This is a genomic window from Azospirillum mesophilum (assembly GCF_053470405.2).
In genome coordinates this window covers 87475-106199 of the sequence record NZ_JBPXMQ020000009.1, presented here as the reverse complement: position 1 = coordinate 106199, position 18725 = coordinate 87475, and the positions used below count along the sequence as shown (strand labels likewise).

The 18725-nt window shown below is 69.0% G+C and carries 16 protein-coding genes; 11 read left to right on the top strand and 5 right to left on the bottom strand.

Annotated elements, in window-relative coordinates:
- Positions 1 to 30 precede the first annotated feature (30 nt).
- From ACSVC7_RS11685 to ACSVC7_RS11660, 6 genes are all read left to right on the top strand, one after another.
- The gene (locus tag ACSVC7_RS11685) at positions 31 to 1185 is read left to right on the top strand and encodes a glycosyltransferase (protein ID WP_448204597.1); all 1155 of its coding nucleotides are present in this window, start codon (positions 31 to 33) and stop codon (positions 1183 to 1185) included.
- Positions 1186 to 1211: 26 nt separating this feature from the next.
- The gene (locus ACSVC7_RS11680) at positions 1212 to 2396 is read left to right on the top strand and encodes a glycosyltransferase family 2 protein (RefSeq protein ID WP_448204598.1); all 1185 of its coding nucleotides are present in this window, start codon (positions 1212 to 1214) and stop codon (positions 2394 to 2396) included.
- A 32-nt stretch (positions 2397 to 2428) separates the two neighbouring features.
- Entirely contained in the window at positions 2429 to 3619 is a 1191-nt protein-coding gene (locus tag ACSVC7_RS11675) for a glycosyltransferase (RefSeq protein WP_448204599.1), read from the top strand.
- An 11-nt stretch (positions 3620 to 3630) separates the two neighbouring features.
- Positions 3631 to 4797, top strand: a complete 1167-nt coding sequence (locus ACSVC7_RS11670; RefSeq protein ID WP_448204600.1) for a glycosyltransferase family 4 protein — start codon at positions 3631 to 3633, stop codon at positions 4795 to 4797.
- Positions 4798 to 5086: 289 nt separating this feature from the next.
- Positions 5087 to 6085, top strand: coding sequence for a methyltransferase domain-containing protein (locus ACSVC7_RS11665; RefSeq protein ID WP_448204601.1), 999 nt, complete (start codon positions 5087 to 5089; stop codon positions 6083 to 6085).
- Positions 6086 to 6146: 61 nt separating this feature from the next.
- Positions 6147 to 7271 carry a GNAT family N-acetyltransferase gene (locus tag ACSVC7_RS11660; RefSeq protein WP_448204602.1) on the top strand — a complete coding sequence of 375 codons (1125 nt, stop codon included), beginning with the start codon at positions 6147 to 6149 and terminating at the stop codon, positions 7269 to 7271.
- A 9-nt stretch (positions 7272 to 7280) separates the two neighbouring features.
- Here the strand turns inward: ACSVC7_RS11660 and ACSVC7_RS11655 are convergent, their stop codons facing one another.
- The 4 genes from ACSVC7_RS11655 to ACSVC7_RS11640 all read right to left on the bottom strand — a co-directional run bounded on the left by ACSVC7_RS11655 (position 7281) and on the right by ACSVC7_RS11640 (position 12318).
- Positions 7281 to 8921, bottom strand: coding sequence for an acyl-CoA dehydrogenase family protein (locus ACSVC7_RS11655; protein WP_448204603.1), 1641 nt, complete (start codon positions 8919 to 8921; stop codon positions 7281 to 7283).
- A gap of 3 nt (positions 8922 to 8924) precedes the next feature.
- Positions 8925 to 10142, bottom strand: coding sequence for a CoA transferase (locus ACSVC7_RS11650; RefSeq protein ID WP_448204604.1), 1218 nt, complete (start codon positions 10140 to 10142; stop codon positions 8925 to 8927).
- Between the two features lie 180 nt (positions 10143 to 10322).
- On the bottom strand, positions 10323 to 11324 hold the full coding sequence (locus ACSVC7_RS11645; RefSeq protein WP_448204605.1) for a TRAP transporter substrate-binding protein: 1002 nt from the start codon (positions 11322 to 11324) through the stop codon (positions 10323 to 10325).
- Positions 11325 to 11355: 31 nt separating this feature from the next.
- Positions 11356 to 12318: a LysR family transcriptional regulator gene (locus ACSVC7_RS11640; protein ID WP_448204606.1), complete on the bottom strand. Its 963-nt coding sequence runs from the start codon at positions 12316 to 12318 to the stop codon at positions 11356 to 11358.
- Positions 12319 to 12450: 132 nt separating this feature from the next.
- Here ACSVC7_RS11640 and ACSVC7_RS11635 point away from each other — a divergent pair, with 132 nt between their 5' ends.
- Genes ACSVC7_RS11635 through ripC form a run of 5 tightly spaced genes read left to right on the top strand, consistent with a single transcriptional unit; the run spans position 12451 to position 17118 of the window.
- Complete coding sequence (locus ACSVC7_RS11635; protein ID WP_448204607.1) at positions 12451 to 13620, top strand: acyl-CoA dehydrogenase family protein; 1170 nt, start codon at positions 12451 to 12453, stop codon at positions 13618 to 13620.
- Positions 13621 to 13623: 3 nt separating this feature from the next.
- Positions 13624 to 14751 (top strand): CaiB/BaiF CoA transferase family protein, encoded by a 1128-nt coding sequence (locus ACSVC7_RS11630; protein ID WP_448204608.1) that lies wholly within the window; start codon positions 13624 to 13626, stop codon positions 14749 to 14751.
- Positions 14748 to 15584, top strand: a complete 837-nt coding sequence (locus ACSVC7_RS11625; protein WP_448204609.1) for an HTD2 family dehydratase — start codon at positions 14748 to 14750, stop codon at positions 15582 to 15584. The genes ACSVC7_RS11630 and ACSVC7_RS11625 overlap by 4 nt, the downstream gene beginning before the upstream one ends.
- A complete protein-coding gene (locus ACSVC7_RS11620; RefSeq protein ID WP_448204610.1) occupies positions 15584 to 16267 on the top strand; it encodes a class I SAM-dependent methyltransferase in 684 nt (227 codons plus the stop codon). The genes ACSVC7_RS11625 and ACSVC7_RS11620 overlap by 1 nt, the downstream gene beginning before the upstream one ends.
- Positions 16264 to 17118: an itaconate degradation C-C-lyase RipC gene (ripC, locus tag ACSVC7_RS11615; protein ID WP_448204611.1), complete on the top strand. Its 855-nt coding sequence runs from the start codon at positions 16264 to 16266 to the stop codon at positions 17116 to 17118. Before ACSVC7_RS11620 ends, ripC begins: the two co-directional genes overlap by 4 nt.
- A gap of 5 nt (positions 17119 to 17123) precedes the next feature.
- On the opposite strand, the gene ACSVC7_RS11610 is transcribed toward ripC, so the two are convergent.
- Positions 17124 to 18704, bottom strand: coding sequence for a GNAT family N-acetyltransferase (locus ACSVC7_RS11610; protein WP_448204612.1), 1581 nt, complete (start codon positions 18702 to 18704; stop codon positions 17124 to 17126).
- Positions 18705 to 18725: the final 21 nt, after the last annotated feature.

The following is an 18725-nucleotide window of genomic DNA, read 5'->3' as shown; positions in this document are numbered from 1 at the left end:
CTGAGTCCAATCCCGAAGCGCGAGGTGACGGTGGCTCTCCCATCCGTTCTGCTGGTCGATCTGTGCCGCCGCTTCGGCGGTGCGGACGTGCGGGTGCTCCAGACGGCGCAGGCGTTGCGGGACGCGGGGCGGCGCTACGCCGTCGCGGTGCTCGACGGGTCGGAGCTGCATCGGACCCTGCTGGAGCGGGGCCTGGAAGCCCGCCCCCTGAAGCACGCGCGCGGGGACCCGCGCATGCTTCGGGATCTCGGCCGGATCATCCGCGCGGAGAAGGTCGCCGTGGTCGACGCGCATAACCCTCAGTCGCAGTTGTGGGGCGCCCTGGCCGGGAGGCTGGCTGGCGAGCGGTCTGTCCTGTGCACGGTGCATTCCGTCTACCGGGCGGCACACGGCGGGGCCGGACGCGGGCGGCTGCACGAGACGGCGCTGCACCTGAACCGCGCCCTGGGCAGCCGGTTCGTCGCGGTGTCGGGGGTGGTGCGCGACTATCTGCTCTCGCTCGGCGTTCCCGGCGACCGGGTGGCGCTCAGCCCGAACGGCATCGACACCGCGCCGCAGCCCGCGACGCCCGCCGGCCTGCGCGCCGCGCTGGGGTGGGGCGGGGAGGCCTTCGTCATGGTGCTCGTCGGGCGGCTCGACCCCATCAAGGGCCACCGCGTGCTGTTCCAGGCCCTTCACAATCTGCGCGAGCGGCACCCGCGACTGCGCTGCCTCGTCGTCGGGGAGGGGCCGGAGCGGGCGGCGCTGGAGGCGGAGGTCGCCCGCCTGTCGCTTCAGGAGCGGGTGCATTTCACGGGCTTCCGCACCGACGTGCCGGCGATCCTCGCCGAGGCGGACCTGTTCTGCCTGCCCTCGCTGTCGGAGGGGCTGCCCTATGCCGCGCTGGAGGCGGCGCGGGTCGGCGTGCCGATGCTGCTGTCCAAGGTCGGCGGGCTGGCGGAGTCCTTCGCGGACGGGCGTGACGCCGTCATGGCCGCCCCCGGCCAGCCGGCCGCGCTGGCGGCGGCGCTGGACCGCTGCGTCTCGCGTCCCGAGCAACTCGCCCCCCTGGCGGAGGCGGCGCGGCGGACGGTGCGGGACCGCTTCGGCCTTGCCCGGATGACGGCGGATACGCTCGCCCGCTACGACGCCCTGGCCCCCCGACGCCCGATGCCGGCGGTGCTCGGCGCCGACGCCACTTTGTGATGCCCCCTGTATTGCAAGGACGCGCCATGGCCGACCTGCTGATCGTCGTTACGCTGCTCTGCCTCGCGTTGCAGGCCTACCATTACGTGGGCTATCCGGTCCTGCTGCGGCTCCTCCGCGCGGTGGCCGCCCGGCTGGTGCGCAAGGGGGCGGAGCAGCCAGCGGTGTCTCTGATCGTCTCCGCCTACAAGGAGGCGGCGATCATCGAGGCGAAGCTGGAGAACGCACTCGCCCTCGACTATCCGGATCTGGAGATCATCGTGGTGGCCGACGGTCCCGACGACGGGACGCGGGCCATCGTGGAGCGCTACGCCGGGCGCGGCGTGGTCGGCCTGTTCGATCCGGTGCGCCAGGGCAAATCGGCGGCGATGACCCGCGCGGCGGCGCGGGCGCGCGGCAGCATCCTGGTCTTTTCCGACGCGAACGCCTTCTACGAGCCGGACGCGGTGTCGCGGCTGGTGGAGAATTTCGCCGATCCGGAGGTCGGCTGCGTCAGCGGGCGCAAGATGGTGCGCGCGGTGGACGCGGCGGGAAATCCCTCCGCGCTTGGGCAGTCGGACGGCTTCTACTGGCGCTACGAGTCGATGATCCGGCGCTGGGAAAGCGACATCGGCTCCACCGTGTCGGTGGTGGGGGAGATGCTGGCCATCCGCGCCGACCTGTTTCCCGCCATTCCCGCGGCCATCATCAACGACGACGCCTTCCTCGGCCTGCACGCGCTGCGCACCGGCCAGCGGGTGATCTACGAGCCGGCCGCCGTCTGCGCGGAGCACCCCTCCAACAGCATGGGCGACGACCTTGTGCGCCGGCGCCGGATGACCGCCGGGCGCTACCAGCTGCTGATGGACCCCGCGAACTGGCCGTGGAGCCAGCCGTTCGCGGTGCTCTGCCTGTTCTCCCACAAGATGCTGCGGCTGCTTCTGCCCTTCCTGATGGCCGGCGCGCTGGCCGCCAACGCGGCGCAGGTGGCCCTCGGGCCGGCGCCGGCGGCCATGCAGGCTTTGCTGGCGCTCCAGCTCGCCTTCTACGGCATGGCCGTGGGCGGTTACGTCACAGAGCGGCTGGGGCGGCGGTCGCGGCTGCTGCACATCGCCTATTACCTGACGGCCACCAACATCGGCGCGCTCAGGGGCTTTTTCGCCTACGTGCTGAAGACGCAGACCGCGCTGTGGACACGGGTCGATCGCCTGGGTCCCACGGCGCGCACCTGAGAAACGCAAACCAAACGCGGGTGGGGCACATCATGGCGCACATCGTTCACATGATCGGCGGGCTCGGCATCGGCGGCGCGCAGAGCCTGCTGCTCACGCTGGCCGAAAGCATGAGAGGGCGGCCGCACCGGATTTCCGTGGTCAACCTGCACCGGACCGACTGGCTGGCCGACGACCTCCGCGCGCTGGGGGTGCCGGTGACCACCTTTCCCGGCAAGCTCTACGACATGCCGCGCATCGTCCGGATCTGCCGGCTGCTGCGCGAGACGGACGCCGCCGTCATCCACACCCATCTGGGCGACGCCCACCCCGTGGGGGCGCTGTGCGGCCGCCTGACCGGGCTGCCGACCGTCGCGACCATCCACACCCCGCAGGAGGACCCGCCGAACAATCTGCGGCAAAGTCTGCGCAACGGGGTTGAGCGCTGGGCGCTGCGCCACGCGCTCGACCGCATCGTCGCCGTCGGGCCGCGCGTCGGCGAGGTGTGCGCCGAACTCTACGGCGGGGCCAAGGTGACGGTCATCGAGAACGCCGTCCGCAGCCTTCCGTCCCTGTCCGCCGACGAGCGCGCGGCCGTCCGCGCGGAGATCATGGGCGATTCCGATGGTGGCAAATCCGATGGCGTGCTGTTCATCGCGGTCAGCCGGCTGTCGCCCGAGAAGGCCTTCCCGGATCTGCTGACCGCCTTCACCCGCCTGCTCGGAGACCGGCCGGAAGCGGTCCTCGCCATCGTCGGCGGGGGAGGGCTGATGACGGACCTTACCGAGCGGGCCGCCGCGCTGGGACTTGGCGAGCGGGTGCGCTTCCTGGGCGTGCGCAACGACGTCGCCCGTCTGCTCGGCGCCAGCGATGTCTATGTCCTGTCGTCGATCTGGGAAGGGTTGCCCGTCGCGATGCTGGAGGCGATGAGCGTCGGGATCCCCGTCGTCGTCACGTCCGTGGGCGACATTCCCACCGTCCTCACGCCGGGCAGCGGCGTGATGGTGGAGCCCGGAAATCCGGATGCCCTGGCCGGCGCCATGCGGCGGATGGCCGACGACCCGGCGTTGCGCGCGGCGATGGGGGCCGCGGGGCAGCGGCTTGTCCGCGAGCGCTTCGGGGAGCGTCGCTGGACCGACCAGCTCTGCGCCCTCTACGACGCCATGCTGGCGGAACGGCGGCCGTCCCGTCCCATCCTTCCGGCGAAGGCGCTGGAACGGCTGTTTCAACGGCACTCTTCCTGACGGAGATGGCGATGATGGGGGATCCGCAAAACTGGGCCACGCGTTCCGGAGGCCATGCGCAACGGCACATCCTGTTCTTCAAATACGGGTCGTTTTCGCACATCAACCATCAGGTGAAGACGCTGCTGGAGCGCGAATTCCCGCATCATCGGGTCGTGACTGTCGATCTGCTCGACGACGTGCGCCGGCCTCTCCGGATCGTGGCGCGCAACGGGCTCAGCGTCCTGCGCCATTTCCGGGGGCGCGTTCTGGGAGGCGAGCCGCCCTGGGCGTTCTATTATTACACCCCCTATGTCTTCAACAAGGTGCGGGAGACGGTCGCCCGCGTCGCCGGGGAGCTGAAGGGAAACATCGACTTCACCTTTCAGACGCAGTCCCTGTTCGATGCCGGGATTCCGGGAATTCCGCACTTCGTCTATACGGACCATGTGGCGCTGGCGAACCTCTACTACCCCACCTTCGACCGGCGGAAGCTGCCGCCGCGCCAATGGCTGGACCTGGAACCGACCGTCTACGACAACGCGTCCCGCGTTCTGGTGATGAGCCACCACGTCGAGCGCGCGCTGGTCGAGCAGTATCATGTGCCGCGTGAGCGCGTGCGCCTCGTCGGGGCGGGCTTCAACGCCCCGGTTCCCTCCAGCCCCGGCCGGGCGGAGCCGCAGACCATCCTGTTCGTCGGCCTGGAATGGGAACGCAAGGGCGGGCCGGAACTGCTGGAGGCGTTCCGCCGCCTTCAGCCGCGCTTCCCCCAAGCCAAACTGGTCATCGTCGGGTCCTCGCCCCCGGTCGATCTGCCCAACTGCGAGGTCGTCGGCCGCGTTCCCCTGGAGGAGGTCCAGCGCTATTACCAGCGCGCCGGCATCTTCTGCCTGCCGACCCGGATCGAGCCGTTCGGCGTCGTCTATCTGGAGGCGATGAGCCACGGGCTGCCGATCGTCGCGCCCGACATCGGTGCCCTGCCCGACATCGTGGAAGACGGTGTCACCGGCCTGCTGACGCCGCCCGGCGACGTCGATGCCCTGACGCGGACGCTTGCATGTCTTCTTGACGACGCCGCCCTCGCGCAGTCCTTCGGCGATGCGGGGCGCCAGCGGGTGTTGAGCGAATTCACCTGGGAGGCGGTCGGGCGACGCATCAAGTCGGCGGTGCTCGACGCGATGGCCTTGCCGGTTTCGTGAAGCACCTTCCGGATGTTGGGAGAAAATGGATCTCGTGGCTTAATCTGTTCGAGATTGGGTGTGTATAACAATACAACAAAAGATAAAGAATGGAATTCGGATGTTTTATGATTTAGAATTTTCACGATGTCGCCGTATGATGCCTTGTGAATATCCGGTAATATTTATCATCGTAGACGGCTCTGCGAATGCTGAAAAAGCTGCCGTGCAAGCGAAAGTCGCGTGCCGGAACATTGGCGCGATCTGGTCGCCTCACCAAGGCCACGGAGCTGAAAATGGAGGATGACGGATGACAGTTGAAGCACGCAAGCTATCCGCTACAGACGATCACGCAGCATCCGCCAAGACGCCGGAAAAATCAGAGTTTTTCGTGTGCCCTAGGGATAAGGAGGTTCTTGAGGTCCAAGACACCTGCCTGTTCTGTCCGAGATGTGCGACTGCCTATCCAATCGTGGAGGGCGTTCCCATATTGATCGATGAAGACGCTTCGGTGTTTTCAATATCGGATTATGTCGATAAAAAACATCATCATGAATTGCCGCGTCGGGAGAATTCTGACGCTGCGTACGGGATTCGGAGTTTTTATCGGAGATTCATAAGCCTTTTGGATTCTGGCGTACAGATCGCCAGCATGAATTCCAAACAAGCGGTGGAGCGTATGCGCGCCGCCATTCCGGACGCGCGCATTCTCGTTATCGGCGCCGGCGATACGGATTTCGGGGGGAGCAATGTATTCTATACGGATGTAAGTCTTCGCCGCAATAGGTTGTGTGTTTGCGACGCGCATTCGCTTCCGTTCAGCAGTGATTATTTTGATGGTATCGTCATAGACGCCGTTCTGGAGCATGTGGTCGACCCTTACCGCTGTGTTGAAGAAGCTTGGCGCGTCCTGAAGCCGGGGGGGATGATTTTTGCCGCCACGCCCTTTCTTCAGCCGGTCCATATGGGAGCGTATGACTTCACGCGGTTCACGCTTCTCGGACATCGCCGGTTGTTCCGATGGTTCGAGGATTTGGAAAGCGGCCCTGTTTTCGGCCCGGCGGCCTCGGCCGCGTTGGCTTTGCAGCACGTCTTCCTTAGCGGTTCCGATTCCCTCTGGTACCGCCGTGCGGCTTTGCCAATCGCCCTCATGGTCACGCTGCCGCTCAGGCAGGTCGACCGATTGCTTCGGCGACGCCTCGGTTCCTGCGATGCTGCCGCCGGTGTGTTCTTTTTTGGACGAAAGCAACAATTCCCGCTGTCCGATCGGGAGCTTATTTCCCTGTACAAGGGCGCCCAGGGGACGTGACATGCTTGCGTCAAGGTCGACATTCCCCGCTCGCTCGGAGCCCTTGACAGAGTCCTTGGACGTGGCCGTGTCCAGTACGGCTTTAGGCGGCTGGGACCGGCTGGCTGAGGAGTGGCGCGATTTGGAGGCGCGGGCCGGCGGATCCTTCTTCCTGTCGTCGGCTTGGATCGGCTGCTGGCTGGCGGGGCTGCCGGACGGCAGCGAGGCGCGGCTGCTGCGCGCGGTGCGCCATGGGCGGACGGTGGCGCTTGGCGTCCTCGTTCGGCGCCGACGTTCCGCCGGTCTGTCGCTGCGGCGCCTGTGGCTCCATGAAACCGGGGACCGGTCGTACGACCGACTGACGATCGAGTACAATGGCCTGTTGGTTGACCGCGATGGTGCGGACCAGCTGCTGCGCCGATGCTTCGACCACCTGCTCGCCGGCATGGAAGCGACGACCGAGCTGCGCCTGTCGGGGATCACGGAAACGGCGCTTCGTGCGCTGCGGGAGGCCGCAGCCGCCCAAGGGCGGGGATTGCTGGTGTCGGCGCCGGACCCGACCTACGGGGTGGACCTTGACGCGGTGCGCCGTTCCGGCGGCGATTACCTTGCCTCGCTTCGCACGAACACCCGCAGCGCGGTGCGCCGCGCCATCCGTCTGTACGAGGCGCAGGGGCCGCTGCGCATCCACCATGCGGCGACGGAGGAGGAGGGCCACGCGTATTTTGATGCGCTGGCACGCCTGCACCAGACGCGCTGGCAGGCGCGCGGCGAGCCCGGAGCCTTCGCCGACCCGCGCATCGTCGCCTTTCACCGGCGGCTCATCGGACCGGGCGTCCGTGACGGCGCCTTGCGGCTGTCCCGGATCACGGCGGGCGAGGAGGAGGTCGGATACCTGTACAATTTCGTCTGGCGGGGGCGGGTGCTCTATTACCAGGGGGGCTTCCATTACGTCGCCGACAACCGGAAAAAGCCCGGTCTGGTCAGCCATTGCCTTGCGATTTCGGACGCGCTCGCGCGCGGGGACGGGCTGTACGACTTCATGGCCGGGCACGCCCCCTACAAACTCCAGCTGGGCGTCGAGCGCGAGCCGATCCACACCGTGCGGGTGTTGCCGAGCGCGGCCATGGCCTGGGTGCTGGAGCGGCTGCGCACCGTCCGGACCCTGCTGCGCCGCCGGTCCAGCCCGGTCGCGACCGCTGATTGATGCGCCCGGTCAGTTCCGCCCGGTCAGCAGCCCGCGCGCGATCACCTGGGCCTGGATCTCGGCAGCCCCTTCGAAGATCGACAGGATGCGCGCGTCGCACAGCACGCGGCTGATCGGGTATTCCAGCGCGTAGCCGTTGCCGCCGTGGATCTGCAAGGCGCAGTCGGCGTTGCTCCAGGCCACGCGGGCGGCCAGCAGCTTCGCCATGCCCGCCTCCACGTCGCAGCGCCGGCCGGAATCCTTCTCGCGCGCCGCGAAGTAGGCGAGCTGGCGGGCCATCATCGTCTCCGCCGCCATCGCGGCGATCTTCGCGTGGACGCGCGGGAAGGCGAGGATCGGCTTGCCGAACTGCATCCGCTGGTGCGCGTAGGCGGTGCCAAGCTCCAGCGCGTTCTGCGCCACACCCAGCGCGCGGGCGGCGGTCTGGATGCGGGCGCTTTCGAAGGTTTCCATCAGCTGCTTGAAGCCCTGGCCCTCCACGCCGCCGAGCAGGGCTTCGGCTGGAACCTCGAACCCGTCGAAGGCGATCTCGTACTCCTTCATGCCGCGGTAGCCGAGCACGGGGATTTCCGTGCCGCTCATGCCCGGCGCCGGGAAGGGATCGTCCTCCGTCCCGCGCGGCTTTTCGGCCAGCAGCATGGACAGGCCGGCGTAGCCGTCGGTCGCCGGGTCGGTGCGCACCAGCAGCGTCATCAGGTCCGACCGCGCGCCGTGGGTGATCCAGGTCTTGGCCCCGAACACGCGGTAGCGGTTGCCCTCGCGCACCGCGCGGGTCCGCAAGGATCCGAGGTCGGAGCCGGTGTTGGGCTCGGTGAAGACGGCGGTCGGCAGGATGTCGCCGGACGCGATGCGCGGCAGCCAGCGCTCCTTCTGCGCCGCGGTGCCGCCCAGCCGGATCAGCTCCGCCGCGATCTCCGCCCGCGTGCCGAGCGAGCCGACGCCGAGGTAGGCGCGGCTCAGCACCTCCGACACCAGGCACATGGCGATCTTGCCGAGGCCGAGCCCGCCATGCTCCTCCGGCACCGTCAGGCCGAAGACGCCGAGGTCGGCCATTTTGCGGATCAACTCCAGCGGGATCAGGACGTCGCGCCGGTGGATGTCCTGGGCGAGCGGCGCCACCTCCGCCTCGGCGAAGCGGGTAAACTGGTCGTGCATCAGTTCCAGCGTCTCGTCGCCGAGCGCCAGCGCGCCGTAACGGCCCTGCTCCGCCGCTTGGCCGAGCAGCCGGCGCGCGTCCTCCAGCGCCGTGGGATCGGCCAGCGCCGCCATGCCGGAGTCCGCGACGAAGCGCGCGACGGCGTCGGGCGGGATGCCCAGGTCGGCGGGGCGGACGAACTCCGTCTGGCTCATCGGGATGCCGCCGGCGAGCTGGCCCAGATACTCGGCGAAGCCCAGCCGCAGGATGGCAGATTCCACGTCGCCGAGCCCGCCGGTGGCCGCCAGCCCCTCCGCCCAGGCGAGGGTCTGGCGCAGCGCCGCGACGTAGGTCGCCTGCCACGCGAGGCCGTGCGCGGCGAATTGGTGCGTTTCGAGCTTTTGGGAGTCCGGGCGCCCGCCGGTGGTCACCAGGGCGGCGACGGCGCGGCGGCCCTCGGCGGTCAGGGTTTCGGCGGCGGCCAGGGCGGCGCGGCAGGAGGGGAGAAGCTGCATGGGTCAGCCCTCCACCGGGCCGGCGACGATGCCGCCGTCGTGCAGGCGGCCGATCTCGGCCGAGGACAGACCCAGCAGGTCCGCCAGCACCGCGTCGGTGTGCTCGCCCAGCGTCGGGGCCGGGCGCACGTCGCCGCGCGGCACCGCGCCGAAGGCGAGCGGCGAGCCGGGCATCAGGTGCCGCCCGACGCCGGGCTGCTGCACCTCCTGGAACAGCGGGTTGGCGGTGGAGCAGCGCGGGTCCTCCGCCACCAGCTGGCCGAAGTCCTGATAGGGTCCCCACAGCACGCCGGTGCCCTCGAACGTCGCGCGGATCCGGTCGAGGCTGTGGGCGGCGAACCAGGGGGCGAGCACGGCGGCGATGGCGTCGCGCGCCTGGAAGCGCCCGCCCTCGTCGTCCATGTCCACGCCCATCAACGGCCCGACCATGGCGAGCCGGTCGGCCAACCCGGTCGCCTTGCCCAGCGCCCGCCATTGCCGGTTGGAGATGGCGACCACCATGACGCGCCGCCCGTCGGCGGTGGGGAAGTCGCGCCCGAAGGCGCCGTAGAGATCGTTGCCGAGCGGTTGCCGGACATTGCCGTTCACCTGCACCTCCGCGAGGTAGCCGAGGCTGCCGACCGTCGCCAGCATCACGTCGGCCAGCGACAGCGTCACCTCCTGCCCCCGCCCGGTCAGGCGCCGCTGCCGCTCCGCCGCCAGCAGGCCGGTGGCGAGGTAGAGGCCGGCGGCCACGTCCCAGGCCGGCAGGACGTGGTTCACCGGTTCCTCGCCCCGGCCCGTCACCATGGGAAAGCCGCTGGCGCAGTTGACCGTGTAGTCCACGGCGGAGGAGCCGTCCGGGTTGCCGGTCAGCCGCAGCATGATGAGGTCCGGGCGCGCCTCGGACAGAGCCCCGTAGCTCATCCAGCCGCTGGCCGGCAGGTTGGTCAGCAGGATGCCGGCGTTCTCACCCGACGCGGTGATGATCGCCCGCGCGATCTCCTTCCCCTCCGGCCTGTCGAGCGCCAGCGCGACCGAGCGCTTGGCCTTGTTCAGCCCCGTCCAATAGAGGCTGGCGCCCTGCTTGCTGAGCGGCCAGCGGCGGTAGTCGATGTTGCCGCCGATGGGGTCGATGCGGATCACGTCAGCGCCAAGCTGCGCCAGCGTCATCCCGCCGAGCGGGGCGGCGATGAAGGCGGTGACCTCGACAACGCGCAGACCGGAGAGTAGAGGAGTCATGGGCGGGGTCTTTGTTTTTGGCTTCATTGGGGAGGGCGCTCAATCCCCCTCTCCCCTCCGGGGAGAGGGTCGGGGTGAGGGGGATGTGCGTCGAGGAAGGTCCGGCAAAAGCGCAACCCCCTCACCCTAACCCTCTCCCCGGAGGGGAGAGGGGATTAAGGGCGGGAGAGGGGACGCGCGTCACTGCCCGGCGACGTTGGTCGCCTTGTAGATCGCCTGGATCAGGTCCTTGCCGACACGGGATTCCATCTCCTTGTGGACGGGCAGGAGGGCCGTGCGCATGGCCTTCTTTTCGTCCGGGGTCAGGGTGATGATCTCCGTCTTGCCGCTGGCCTTGATGGCGGCGAGCGCGTCGTCGTTTTCCTTCTGCGCGATGTCGTTGGCGAGCTGGGTCGCCTCCTTCATCGCGCGCTCAAGCTGCGGGCGGATGTCGGCGGGCAGGCCGTCCCAGAACTTCTTGTTGGTGATGACCGCGTAGCCGATGTAGCCGTGATTGGTCACGGTCAGGTACTTCTGCACCTCGTGCATTTTCTGGGTGTAGACGTTGGAGGGCGTGTTTTCGTTGCCGTCCACGACGCCGGTCTGCATGGCCTGATAGACCTCCGAGAAGGCCATGACCTGGGGCAGGGCGCCCAGCGCGCGCATCTGCGAATCCAGCACCTTCGACGACTGGATGCGCAGCTTCACGCCCTTGTAGTCGTCGGGCTTGCGCAGCGGCTTGTTGGCGGTCATCACCTTGAAGCCGTTGTCCCAGTAGGCCAAGCCCTTGATGCCCTTTGTTTCCAGCTTCTCGAAAAGCTGATGGCCGACCGGGCCGTCCTCGACGCGCTGAAGGGCGGCCTGGTCGGGGAAGATGTAGGGCAGGTCGAAGACCTCGAACTCCTTCACGCCCAGCGGCCCGAACTTGGCCAGCGACGGGGCGAGCATCTGGACGGCGCCGAGTTGAAGCGCCTCCAGCTCCTCCTTGTCCTTGTAGAGCTGGCTGTTGGGGTAGACCTCCACCTTCACCTTGCCGTCGGTGTATTTCTCGGCGAGTTCCTTGAACTTGTCGGCGCCCTTGCCCTTGGGTGTGTCGGGCGTCACCACATGGCTGAACTTGATGACGATCGGGTCGGCGGCGAAGGCCGTGGTGGCCGCGAAGGCCAGGGCGGCGCCCAGACCGAAAGCGAACAGCGTCCGCATCGTTTCCTCCTCCTTGTTTTATTTATTGGGATCATGCCGCCGTTGTCCCCGCTTCTTCGTGGTCGGTTGGAGCGATGGCGGATTTGGAGACGGTCCAGCGCAGCGTCGCCGCCTGGGCCTGGATGAAGGCGAGCACCTCGCGCTCCAGCGCTTCGGACGCCGGGGTCGGGATGCGGTCCGGCGGGCGGGCCAGCACCAGCGAGCGGCGGATGGTGGGGAAGACCGACGCCGCGCTCAGCCGCCCGTCGCCGACCAGCGCTTGCACGCAGGAGAAGGGCAGCAGCGTGCAGCCTTCCCCCATGCGCACCAGCTCGATCAGGGCGGGCAGGGCGTCCACCTCCAAGATTGGTTCGCAGGTCAGGTCACGCTCCGCGAAGACCTGATCGACCAGCAGGCGCAGCCGGTGCGGCCGGGCGGGCAGCAGCAGGTCCAGCGCCGCGACCTCCGTCAGGTCCAGTTCGGCCCCCGGCGCGAAGCGCCCGGCGGGGCCGAGCAGCACCATGGATTCCTCCAGCAGCGGCGTGGTCGCGAGGCTGCCCATGGTCTTGGTCTCGTACAGCACGGCCAGATCCAGCCGGCCCGACAGGACCCATTCGTGGATGGAGCCGCTGAACCCCTCCACCAGATGCAGCCGCACCTTGGGCGCCTGCCGGCGGAAGCGCGCCGCCAGCCCCGGCAGCATGACGGAGCCGAGCGAGGTCGGCGTGCCGAAGGTGACGCTGCCCGACGGTTCCGCCTGATAGGCCTGCACGGCGTCGCGGGCGGCCCCGACCTCCTTCAGCACGCGGCGGGCGTGCTCCATCAGCACACGGCCGGCGGGTGTGGGCGTGACGCCCCAGCCGTGCCGTTGCAGGAGCTGGACGCCCAACTCCTCCTCCAGCGATTTGATCTGGCGGGACAGGGCGGGCTGGGCCACCCGCAGGACGGACGCGGCGCGCGACAGGCTCTGCATCTCCGCCACATGCAGGAAGTTGCCGAGCTGCCGAAAATCCATGCCGCGAACCTTCCGCCGATGCTCATGTCATACGGGAATAACCATTATATGATTTATTCCGTTGACGCATAGCTTAGCCGATCCCTACCATCCTGAAAAGGCCGGAATCGGCGCAGCCCTTGGGAGGAGACAATGACCACGGTGGTTGCGGGCGACGAGACGTTCCCGGACATCCGCGAGGCGGTGCGCAAGCTGTGCGCGCGCTTTCCGGGCGAATACTGGCGCGCGCTGGACGCGGAGCGTGCCTACCCCACGGAGTTCGTGCGGGCGCTGACCGAGAGCGGATTCCTGTCCGTGCTGATTCCGGAGGAATACGGCGGCTCCGGCCTTGGGCTGGGGGCCGCGACGGCGATCCTGGAGGAGATCCACCGGTCCGGCTGCAACGGCGGCGCCTGCCACGCGCAGATGTACACGATGGGAACCATCCTGCGGCACGGCAGCCCCGAACAGAAGCAGGCCACTCTGCCGGGCATCGCGGAGGGCAGCTTGCGCCTCCAGGCCTTCGGCGTGACGGAGCCGACCAGCGGCACCGACACCACGCGCATCCGCACCTTCGCCCGGCGCGAGGGCGACACGTACATCGTGAACGGGCAGAAGGTCTGGATCTCGCGCGCCGAGCATTCCGACCTGATGGTCCTGCTGTGCCGCACCACCCCGCGCGAGCAGGCCGCCAAGCCGACGGAGGGGATGAGCGTTCTGCTGGTGGACCTGCGGCAGGCGGTGGGCAACGGCCTGACCATCCGGCCGATCCGCACCATGATCAATCACGCCACGACCGAGCTGTTCTTCGACAATCTGGAGGTCCCGGCGGCAAACCTGATCGGGGAGGAGGGCAAGGGCTTTCGCTACATCCTGGACGGTATGAACGCGGAGCGCATCCTGATCGCGTCGGAATGCATCGGCGACGCGCGATTCTTCATCGACCGCGCCTCGGCCTACGCGCGGGAGCGGGAGGTGTTCGGCCGCCCCATCGGCGTCAACCAGGGCATCCAGTTCCCCATCGCCCGCAATTACGTGGAGACGGAGGCTGCCAATCTGATGGTGCGCAAGGCGGCGGCGATGTTCGACGCCGGCCAACCCTGCGGGACGGAGGCCAACATGGCGAAGCTGCTGGCGTCGGAGGCGTCGTGGCACGCGGCCGACACCTGCCTGCAGACGCACGGCGGTTTCGGCTTCGCCGAGGAATACGACATCGAGCGCAAGTTCCGCGAAACGCGCCTTTATCAGGTGGCGCCCATCTCGACGAACCTGATCCTTTCCCACGTGGGCACGCATGTGCTCCAGATGCCGAAGTCCTTCTGAGCCATGAGCAATTTTCCCCTGGATGGTATTCTCGTCGTTGCGCTGGAGCAGGCGGTGGCGGCCCCCTATTGCTCCTCCCGGCTGGCCGACGCCGGGGCGCGGGTCATCAAGATCGAGCGGCCGGAGGGCGACTTCGCCCGCAACTACGACCACGTCGCCCACGGCGAGAGCGCCTATTTCGTGTGGCTCAACCGGGGCAAGGAATCGGTCGTCCTCGACATCAAGGAGGCCGGGGACGCGGCGCTGCTGCACCGGATGCTGGCGAAGGCGGACGTGTTCATCCAGAACCTCGCCCCCGGTGCGGCGGAGCGCGCGGGATTCGGATCGGCGGCGCTGCGGGAGCGCTACCCGCGCCTGATCACCGTGGACATCAGCGGCTATGGGGAGGACGGCCCCTACCGCGACATGAAGGCTTACGACCTGCTGGTGCAGAGCGAGACGGGGCTGGCCTCCATCACCGGCGCGCCGGAGGCGCCGGGGCGCGTCGGCGTGTCGGTCGCCGACATCGCCTGCGGCATGTACGCCCACACCGCCGTGCTCCAGGCGCTGTTCGAGCGGGAACGGACGGGCAGGGGACGCGGCGTGTCGGTGTCGCTGTTCGATTCCATCGCCGACTGGATGACCGTGCCGCTGCTGCATCAGGATTACGGAGGCAAGGCGCCGGACCGGGTCGGGCTGAACCACCCGTCCATCGCGCCCTATGGGGCCTTCGCCCTGTCGGACGGGCACAGGGTGGTCATCTCCATCCAGAACGAGCGGGAGTGGAAGACCTTCTGCGCGGAGGTGCTGGAGCAGCCGGAGCTTGCCACCGACCCGCGCTTCGACAGCAACACGCGGCGCGTCGCCAACCGGCCGGAACTGGATGCGACGGTTGGCGCCTTCTTCGCGACGCTGGATCGGGAGCAGGCGACGGAACGGCTGCGCCGGGCGCGCATCGCCTTCGGGTCGCTGAACAGCGTGGCCGACCTGTCGGTGCACAGCCAGCTTCGCCGCATCGATGTCGACACCCCCACCGGGCCGGTCCGCGCCGTCGCCCCGCCGCCGCGCTGGAGCGGCGAAACGTTCCAACCCCGCCCGGTGCCGGCCATCGGCCAGCACAGCGAGGCCCTGCGCAGGGAGTTCGCCATATGAGCTTTGAAAATCTCAAAGAGTGGATCGGGCGCGAGGAGGAGCATTTGGACGTGGCGACCGCGGCGCCTCTGGTGGGGCTCGCCGCGACTCTCGACCACATCGCTCCGCCCTGGCGCGCGGGGGAACTGCCGCCGCTCGGCCACTGGCTCTATTTCCTGCCCAAGGCGCCGCAGCGGGAGATCGCGGAGGACGGCCACCCGCAACGCGGCGGCTTCCTGCCGCCGGTGCCCCTGCCGCGCCGCATGTGGGCCGGCGGGCAACTGGAGTTCACGGCCCCCATCCGCACGGGCGAGGCTCTGCGCCGCCGCTCCCGGATCGAGGACGTGCAGCACAAGAGCGGCCGGTCCGGGGAGATGGTCTTCGTCAAGGTGGTGCATGAGGTGATGACCGAGGCCGGCCTCGCCGTGCGCGAGGTGCACGACATCGTCTACCGCGAGGCGCCCAAGCCGGGGGAGGCGCCGCCGCCCTCCGAACCGGCCCCCGCCGCTGTGTGGCAGCGCCCGATGGTGCCGGACCCGGTGCTGCTGTTCCGCTTCTCCGCCCTGACCTTCAACGGCCACCGCATCCACTACGACCGCAAGTATTGCGAGGAGGTGGAGGGCTATCCGGGCCTGATTGTGCACGGGCCGCTGACCGCGACCCTGCTGGTGGACCTGTTTCTGCGCGAGAATCCGGTGGCGCGGGTGACCGGCTTCCGCTTCCGCGCGCGGCGGCCCCTGTTCGACGTGCACCCCTTCACGCTGTGCGGCGCGCCGCGGGCGGGCGGGGCGTCGCTCTGGGCACTCGACCACACGGGCCAAGTCGCGATGACCGCCGAGATGGAGGCCGCCTGATGCGCCGCATGACCCTGAAGGAAGCCCTGGCCGAGGTGCTGGAGCCGAAAGGCCGGACGGTGGTGGACGTCGGCTGCGGCGACGGTTCGCTGGTCCGCCACTTCGCCGCGGAGGGCGCGCGGGCGGTGGGGATCGAGATCGACGAGGGGCAGCTCGCCCGCGCCCGCAAGGCCGAACCGGTGGGTGAGGAAAGCTACCGCGTCGGCCGGGGGGAGGCTCTGCCCTTCGAGGACGGGTCTGTGGATGCGGTGGTCTATTCCAACAGCTTTCACCACCTTCCGGTCGCCGTCATGTCCGACGCGCTGGCCGAGGCGGCGCGGGTGCTGTCGCCCGGTGGGCGGCTCGTCGTCGTGGAGCCCATCGCCGAGGGTCCCTACTTCGAGGCGGTGCGCCCTATCGAGGACGAGACGGAGGTCCGCGCCGCCGCCTTCGAGGCGCTGCGTCACCCGCCGCTGCCGCTGGAGCCGGTGGGCGAGACGGTCTATGTGACGGTCGTGCGCCAGCGCGATGCCGACCATTTCCTTTCCCATGTGGTGGCGGTGGACCCTGCCCGGCGGGAGCGTCTGCCGGCCGTGGAGGCGGAGATGCGCCGCCGCTTCACCGCCGGCGGACGGGTGGAGGGGGACGGCATGACCGCCTTCGACCAGCCCATGCGCCGCACCCTGTTCCGGAGGTTGCCATGACGACACCCACCCGCCGCCGAAGCTGGCTGTTCACCCCGGCCACCAAGTCTGAGCGCTTCGACCGCGCCGCCGACGCCGGGGCCGATGCGCTGATCGTCGATCTGGAGGACGCGGTTGCCCCCGCCGACAAGGCGTCGGCGCGGCAGACGGCGCTCGACTGGATGGCGAGGCCGGGGAATGGGAAAATCGTCCGGGTGCTGCGCGTCAACGCGCCCGGCACGCTGTTCGGGATCGAGGATTTGGCGGCGCTGCTGCGCTCCCCGGCGCAGCCGGATGCGATCCTGCTGCCGAAGACGGATTCCGCCGACACGCTGCGGCTGATCGACGGGCTGCTGACGCAGGCCGGCAAGAGCGCCCGCCTCGTCGCGCTGATCGAAAGCGCGCGTGGCGTCGCCAACGCGGAGGCCATCGCCCAGGCCACGCCCCGCCTGGAGGCGCTGTTCTTCGGCGCCGCCGATCTTGCCGCCGACCTCGGCGCGGTGGTGGCGTGGGAACCGCTGCTGGCCGCGCGGTCGCGGGTGGTGAACGCGGCGGCGCTGGCCGGCATCGCCGCCATCGACTCGCCCTTCTTCGCCCTCGACGACGAGGCGGGGCTGCGCGCCGAAGTGGCGGCGGCGGTGCGTCTGGGCTTCACCGCCAAGGCGGCCATCCACCCCCGCCAGATCGCCGCGATCAACGAGGCCCTGACGCCGACGCCCGAACAGGTGGCCGAGGCGCGCCTGATCCTGGAGGAAAACGCCAAGGGTGTCGGCGTGGTCGGCGGCCGCATGATCGACGAAGCCATGGCCCGCAAAGCCCGCCGCATCCTCGCTGCCTCGTCCCCTCTCCCATCCCCGATGGGAGAGGGTTGATTTCCCTACACCGCCTCTTCCAGTTGGGCCGGTTCCGGCGCCCGGTCGCCTTTGCGGCGGCCGGCGGGGTGGCCGGGTTGGGGGAAGAAGCGGCGGCGCTCCACGCGGGCGTGTTCGACCGACTCCTTCGCCTCGATCACATAGTCCAGCAGGCTGCGGCCGAAGTCGGAAGCCACCTGGATGTCGTCGCGGCGCACCGTCACGCCGTTGAGGTATTGCAGGCGCAGGGTGTCGCTGCCGTCCACTTCGAACAGCAGGCCGGCGAAGAAGAAGCCGAAGCTCTCGAAACCCTTGCACAGCACCGCCGTCATCGGGTCGGACAGGGGAAGCTCCAGATAGACGCAGGCATAGCCGCGCCGGCACAGCTCCCGCAGTTCCTCCAGTACCTGCTTCAGCACGTCGGCGCCGTAGGCGCGCACCGTCAGAAAGGCGCGGCCGACGTCCGGGCGGGCGGCCACGTCCATCTCCGTCGTCCGGCCCTGGAGGGAGCGCAGCGACAGGTCGGGCGAGGGCGCCTCCAGCCGGCGGTTCATCTCGCCGCGCCGGATGATGGCCTGCATCATGTCCCGGTGCCGTTCCGGGGCGTGGATGACGCGCGCCGGCTCGTCGTTGGTGCGCAGGTAGAACAGAACGGCGGAACGCCGGTCGGCCGCCTGCCCGTCGTTGATCTTGCGGAAGACCTGGGTTGCCGGGGTGAAGCCCAGCAGGAAGCCGGTCTCGAAGCCGCCCAGCGCCAGATTGCCCTTCTGCGTGAAGGTGTGGACGGCCACCGCCTCGCTGTAGAGGCCGAACAGGCCGCGCTCCCGCGCCAGCTCGCCCATGCCTTCCTTCATGCGCTCGAACAGGTGCCGCCCCCGGTATCGCGGGTCGACGGCGGCCATGGCGGTTTCGCCGGTGGTCGAGTCCGGCCCGTGCCGCAGCATCGCCAGATGCCCGACCACCTCCGCCGATTCGTTCACGGCGACGGTGGAGACGAGGCGCCCGCTGGCGAGCATCTCGACGATGCGTTCCGGGTAATAGACGAATTCCGACCCGTAGGTGTAGCCGTAGGACCGGTACATCAGCCGCGACAGGGCCGGCGCGTCGGCCGGTTCCAGCAGGCGCAGCACGACCTCGTCCTCCGCGCGCGGCGGCTCGCCGTCTCCGTCGGGTTCGGTGGTGTCCTCCATGGGCGGGGCGCTGAGGTTGCGCGCCACCTCCAGCCTTTTGCCGCCGCGCCCCAGGTTGCGGAACTCCACCGAATGGGCCAGCGCCGTGGGCAGGAAGGTGCTGACGCCGCCGGACGGCAGGCCCTTGTCCTCGATGGCGACGACGAGTTGGCCGCCGCGCTTCAGCAGCTCGGCGGTGTATTCGCCCTCCTCGCCGGGGTCGAAGGCGGTGCGGACGACGTGCAGCGCCACCTCCTCCACCAGCGCGCCGAGCGGCGGCAGCTCGTCGGGGGAGTCCACGCAGGGGCGCGCGGCGTCCATCATGAAATGCTGGAGGGCCGGCACGAACTCCGCGTTCGCCGGAACGGTGACGCGGGCGAGCAGGCGGCCCTGGAGTACAAGGTCTTGTGCGGCGTCTTGTGCGGTGTCGGCGGTCACGGCGTGCGCTCCCGAAAGGGT

Coding starts and splice junctions, on each gene's coding strand:
- ACSVC7_RS11640 (WP_448204606.1), bottom strand. CDS start 12,318: ATGGATTTTCGGCAGCTCGGCAACTTCCTGCATGTGGCGGAGATGCAG.
- ACSVC7_RS11665 (WP_448204601.1), top strand. CDS start 5,087: ATGACAGTTGAAGCACGCAAGCTATCCGCTACAGACGATCACGCAGCA.
- ACSVC7_RS11620 (WP_448204610.1), top strand. CDS start 15,584: ATGCGCCGCATGACCCTGAAGGAAGCCCTGGCCGAGGTGCTGGAGCCG.
- ACSVC7_RS11675 (WP_448204599.1), top strand. CDS start 2,429: ATGGCGCACATCGTTCACATGATCGGCGGGCTCGGCATCGGCGGCGCG.
- ripC (WP_448204611.1), top strand. CDS start 16,264: ATGACGACACCCACCCGCCGCCGAAGCTGGCTGTTCACCCCGGCCACC.
- ACSVC7_RS11655 (WP_448204603.1), bottom strand. CDS start 8,921: ATGCAGCTTCTCCCCTCCTGCCGCGCCGCCCTGGCCGCCGCCGAAACC.
- ACSVC7_RS11670 (WP_448204600.1), top strand. CDS start 3,631: ATGATGGGGGATCCGCAAAACTGGGCCACGCGTTCCGGAGGCCATGCG.
- ACSVC7_RS11650 (WP_448204604.1), bottom strand. CDS start 10,142: ATGACTCCTCTACTCTCCGGTCTGCGCGTTGTCGAGGTCACCGCCTTC.
- ACSVC7_RS11630 (WP_448204608.1), top strand. CDS start 13,624: ATGAGCAATTTTCCCCTGGATGGTATTCTCGTCGTTGCGCTGGAGCAG.
- ACSVC7_RS11625 (WP_448204609.1), top strand. CDS start 14,748: ATGAGCTTTGAAAATCTCAAAGAGTGGATCGGGCGCGAGGAGGAGCAT.
- ACSVC7_RS11635 (WP_448204607.1), top strand. CDS start 12,451: ATGACCACGGTGGTTGCGGGCGACGAGACGTTCCCGGACATCCGCGAG.
- ACSVC7_RS11680 (WP_448204598.1), top strand. CDS start 1,212: ATGGCCGACCTGCTGATCGTCGTTACGCTGCTCTGCCTCGCGTTGCAG.
- ACSVC7_RS11645 (WP_448204605.1), bottom strand. CDS start 11,324: ATGCGGACGCTGTTCGCTTTCGGTCTGGGCGCCGCCCTGGCCTTCGCG.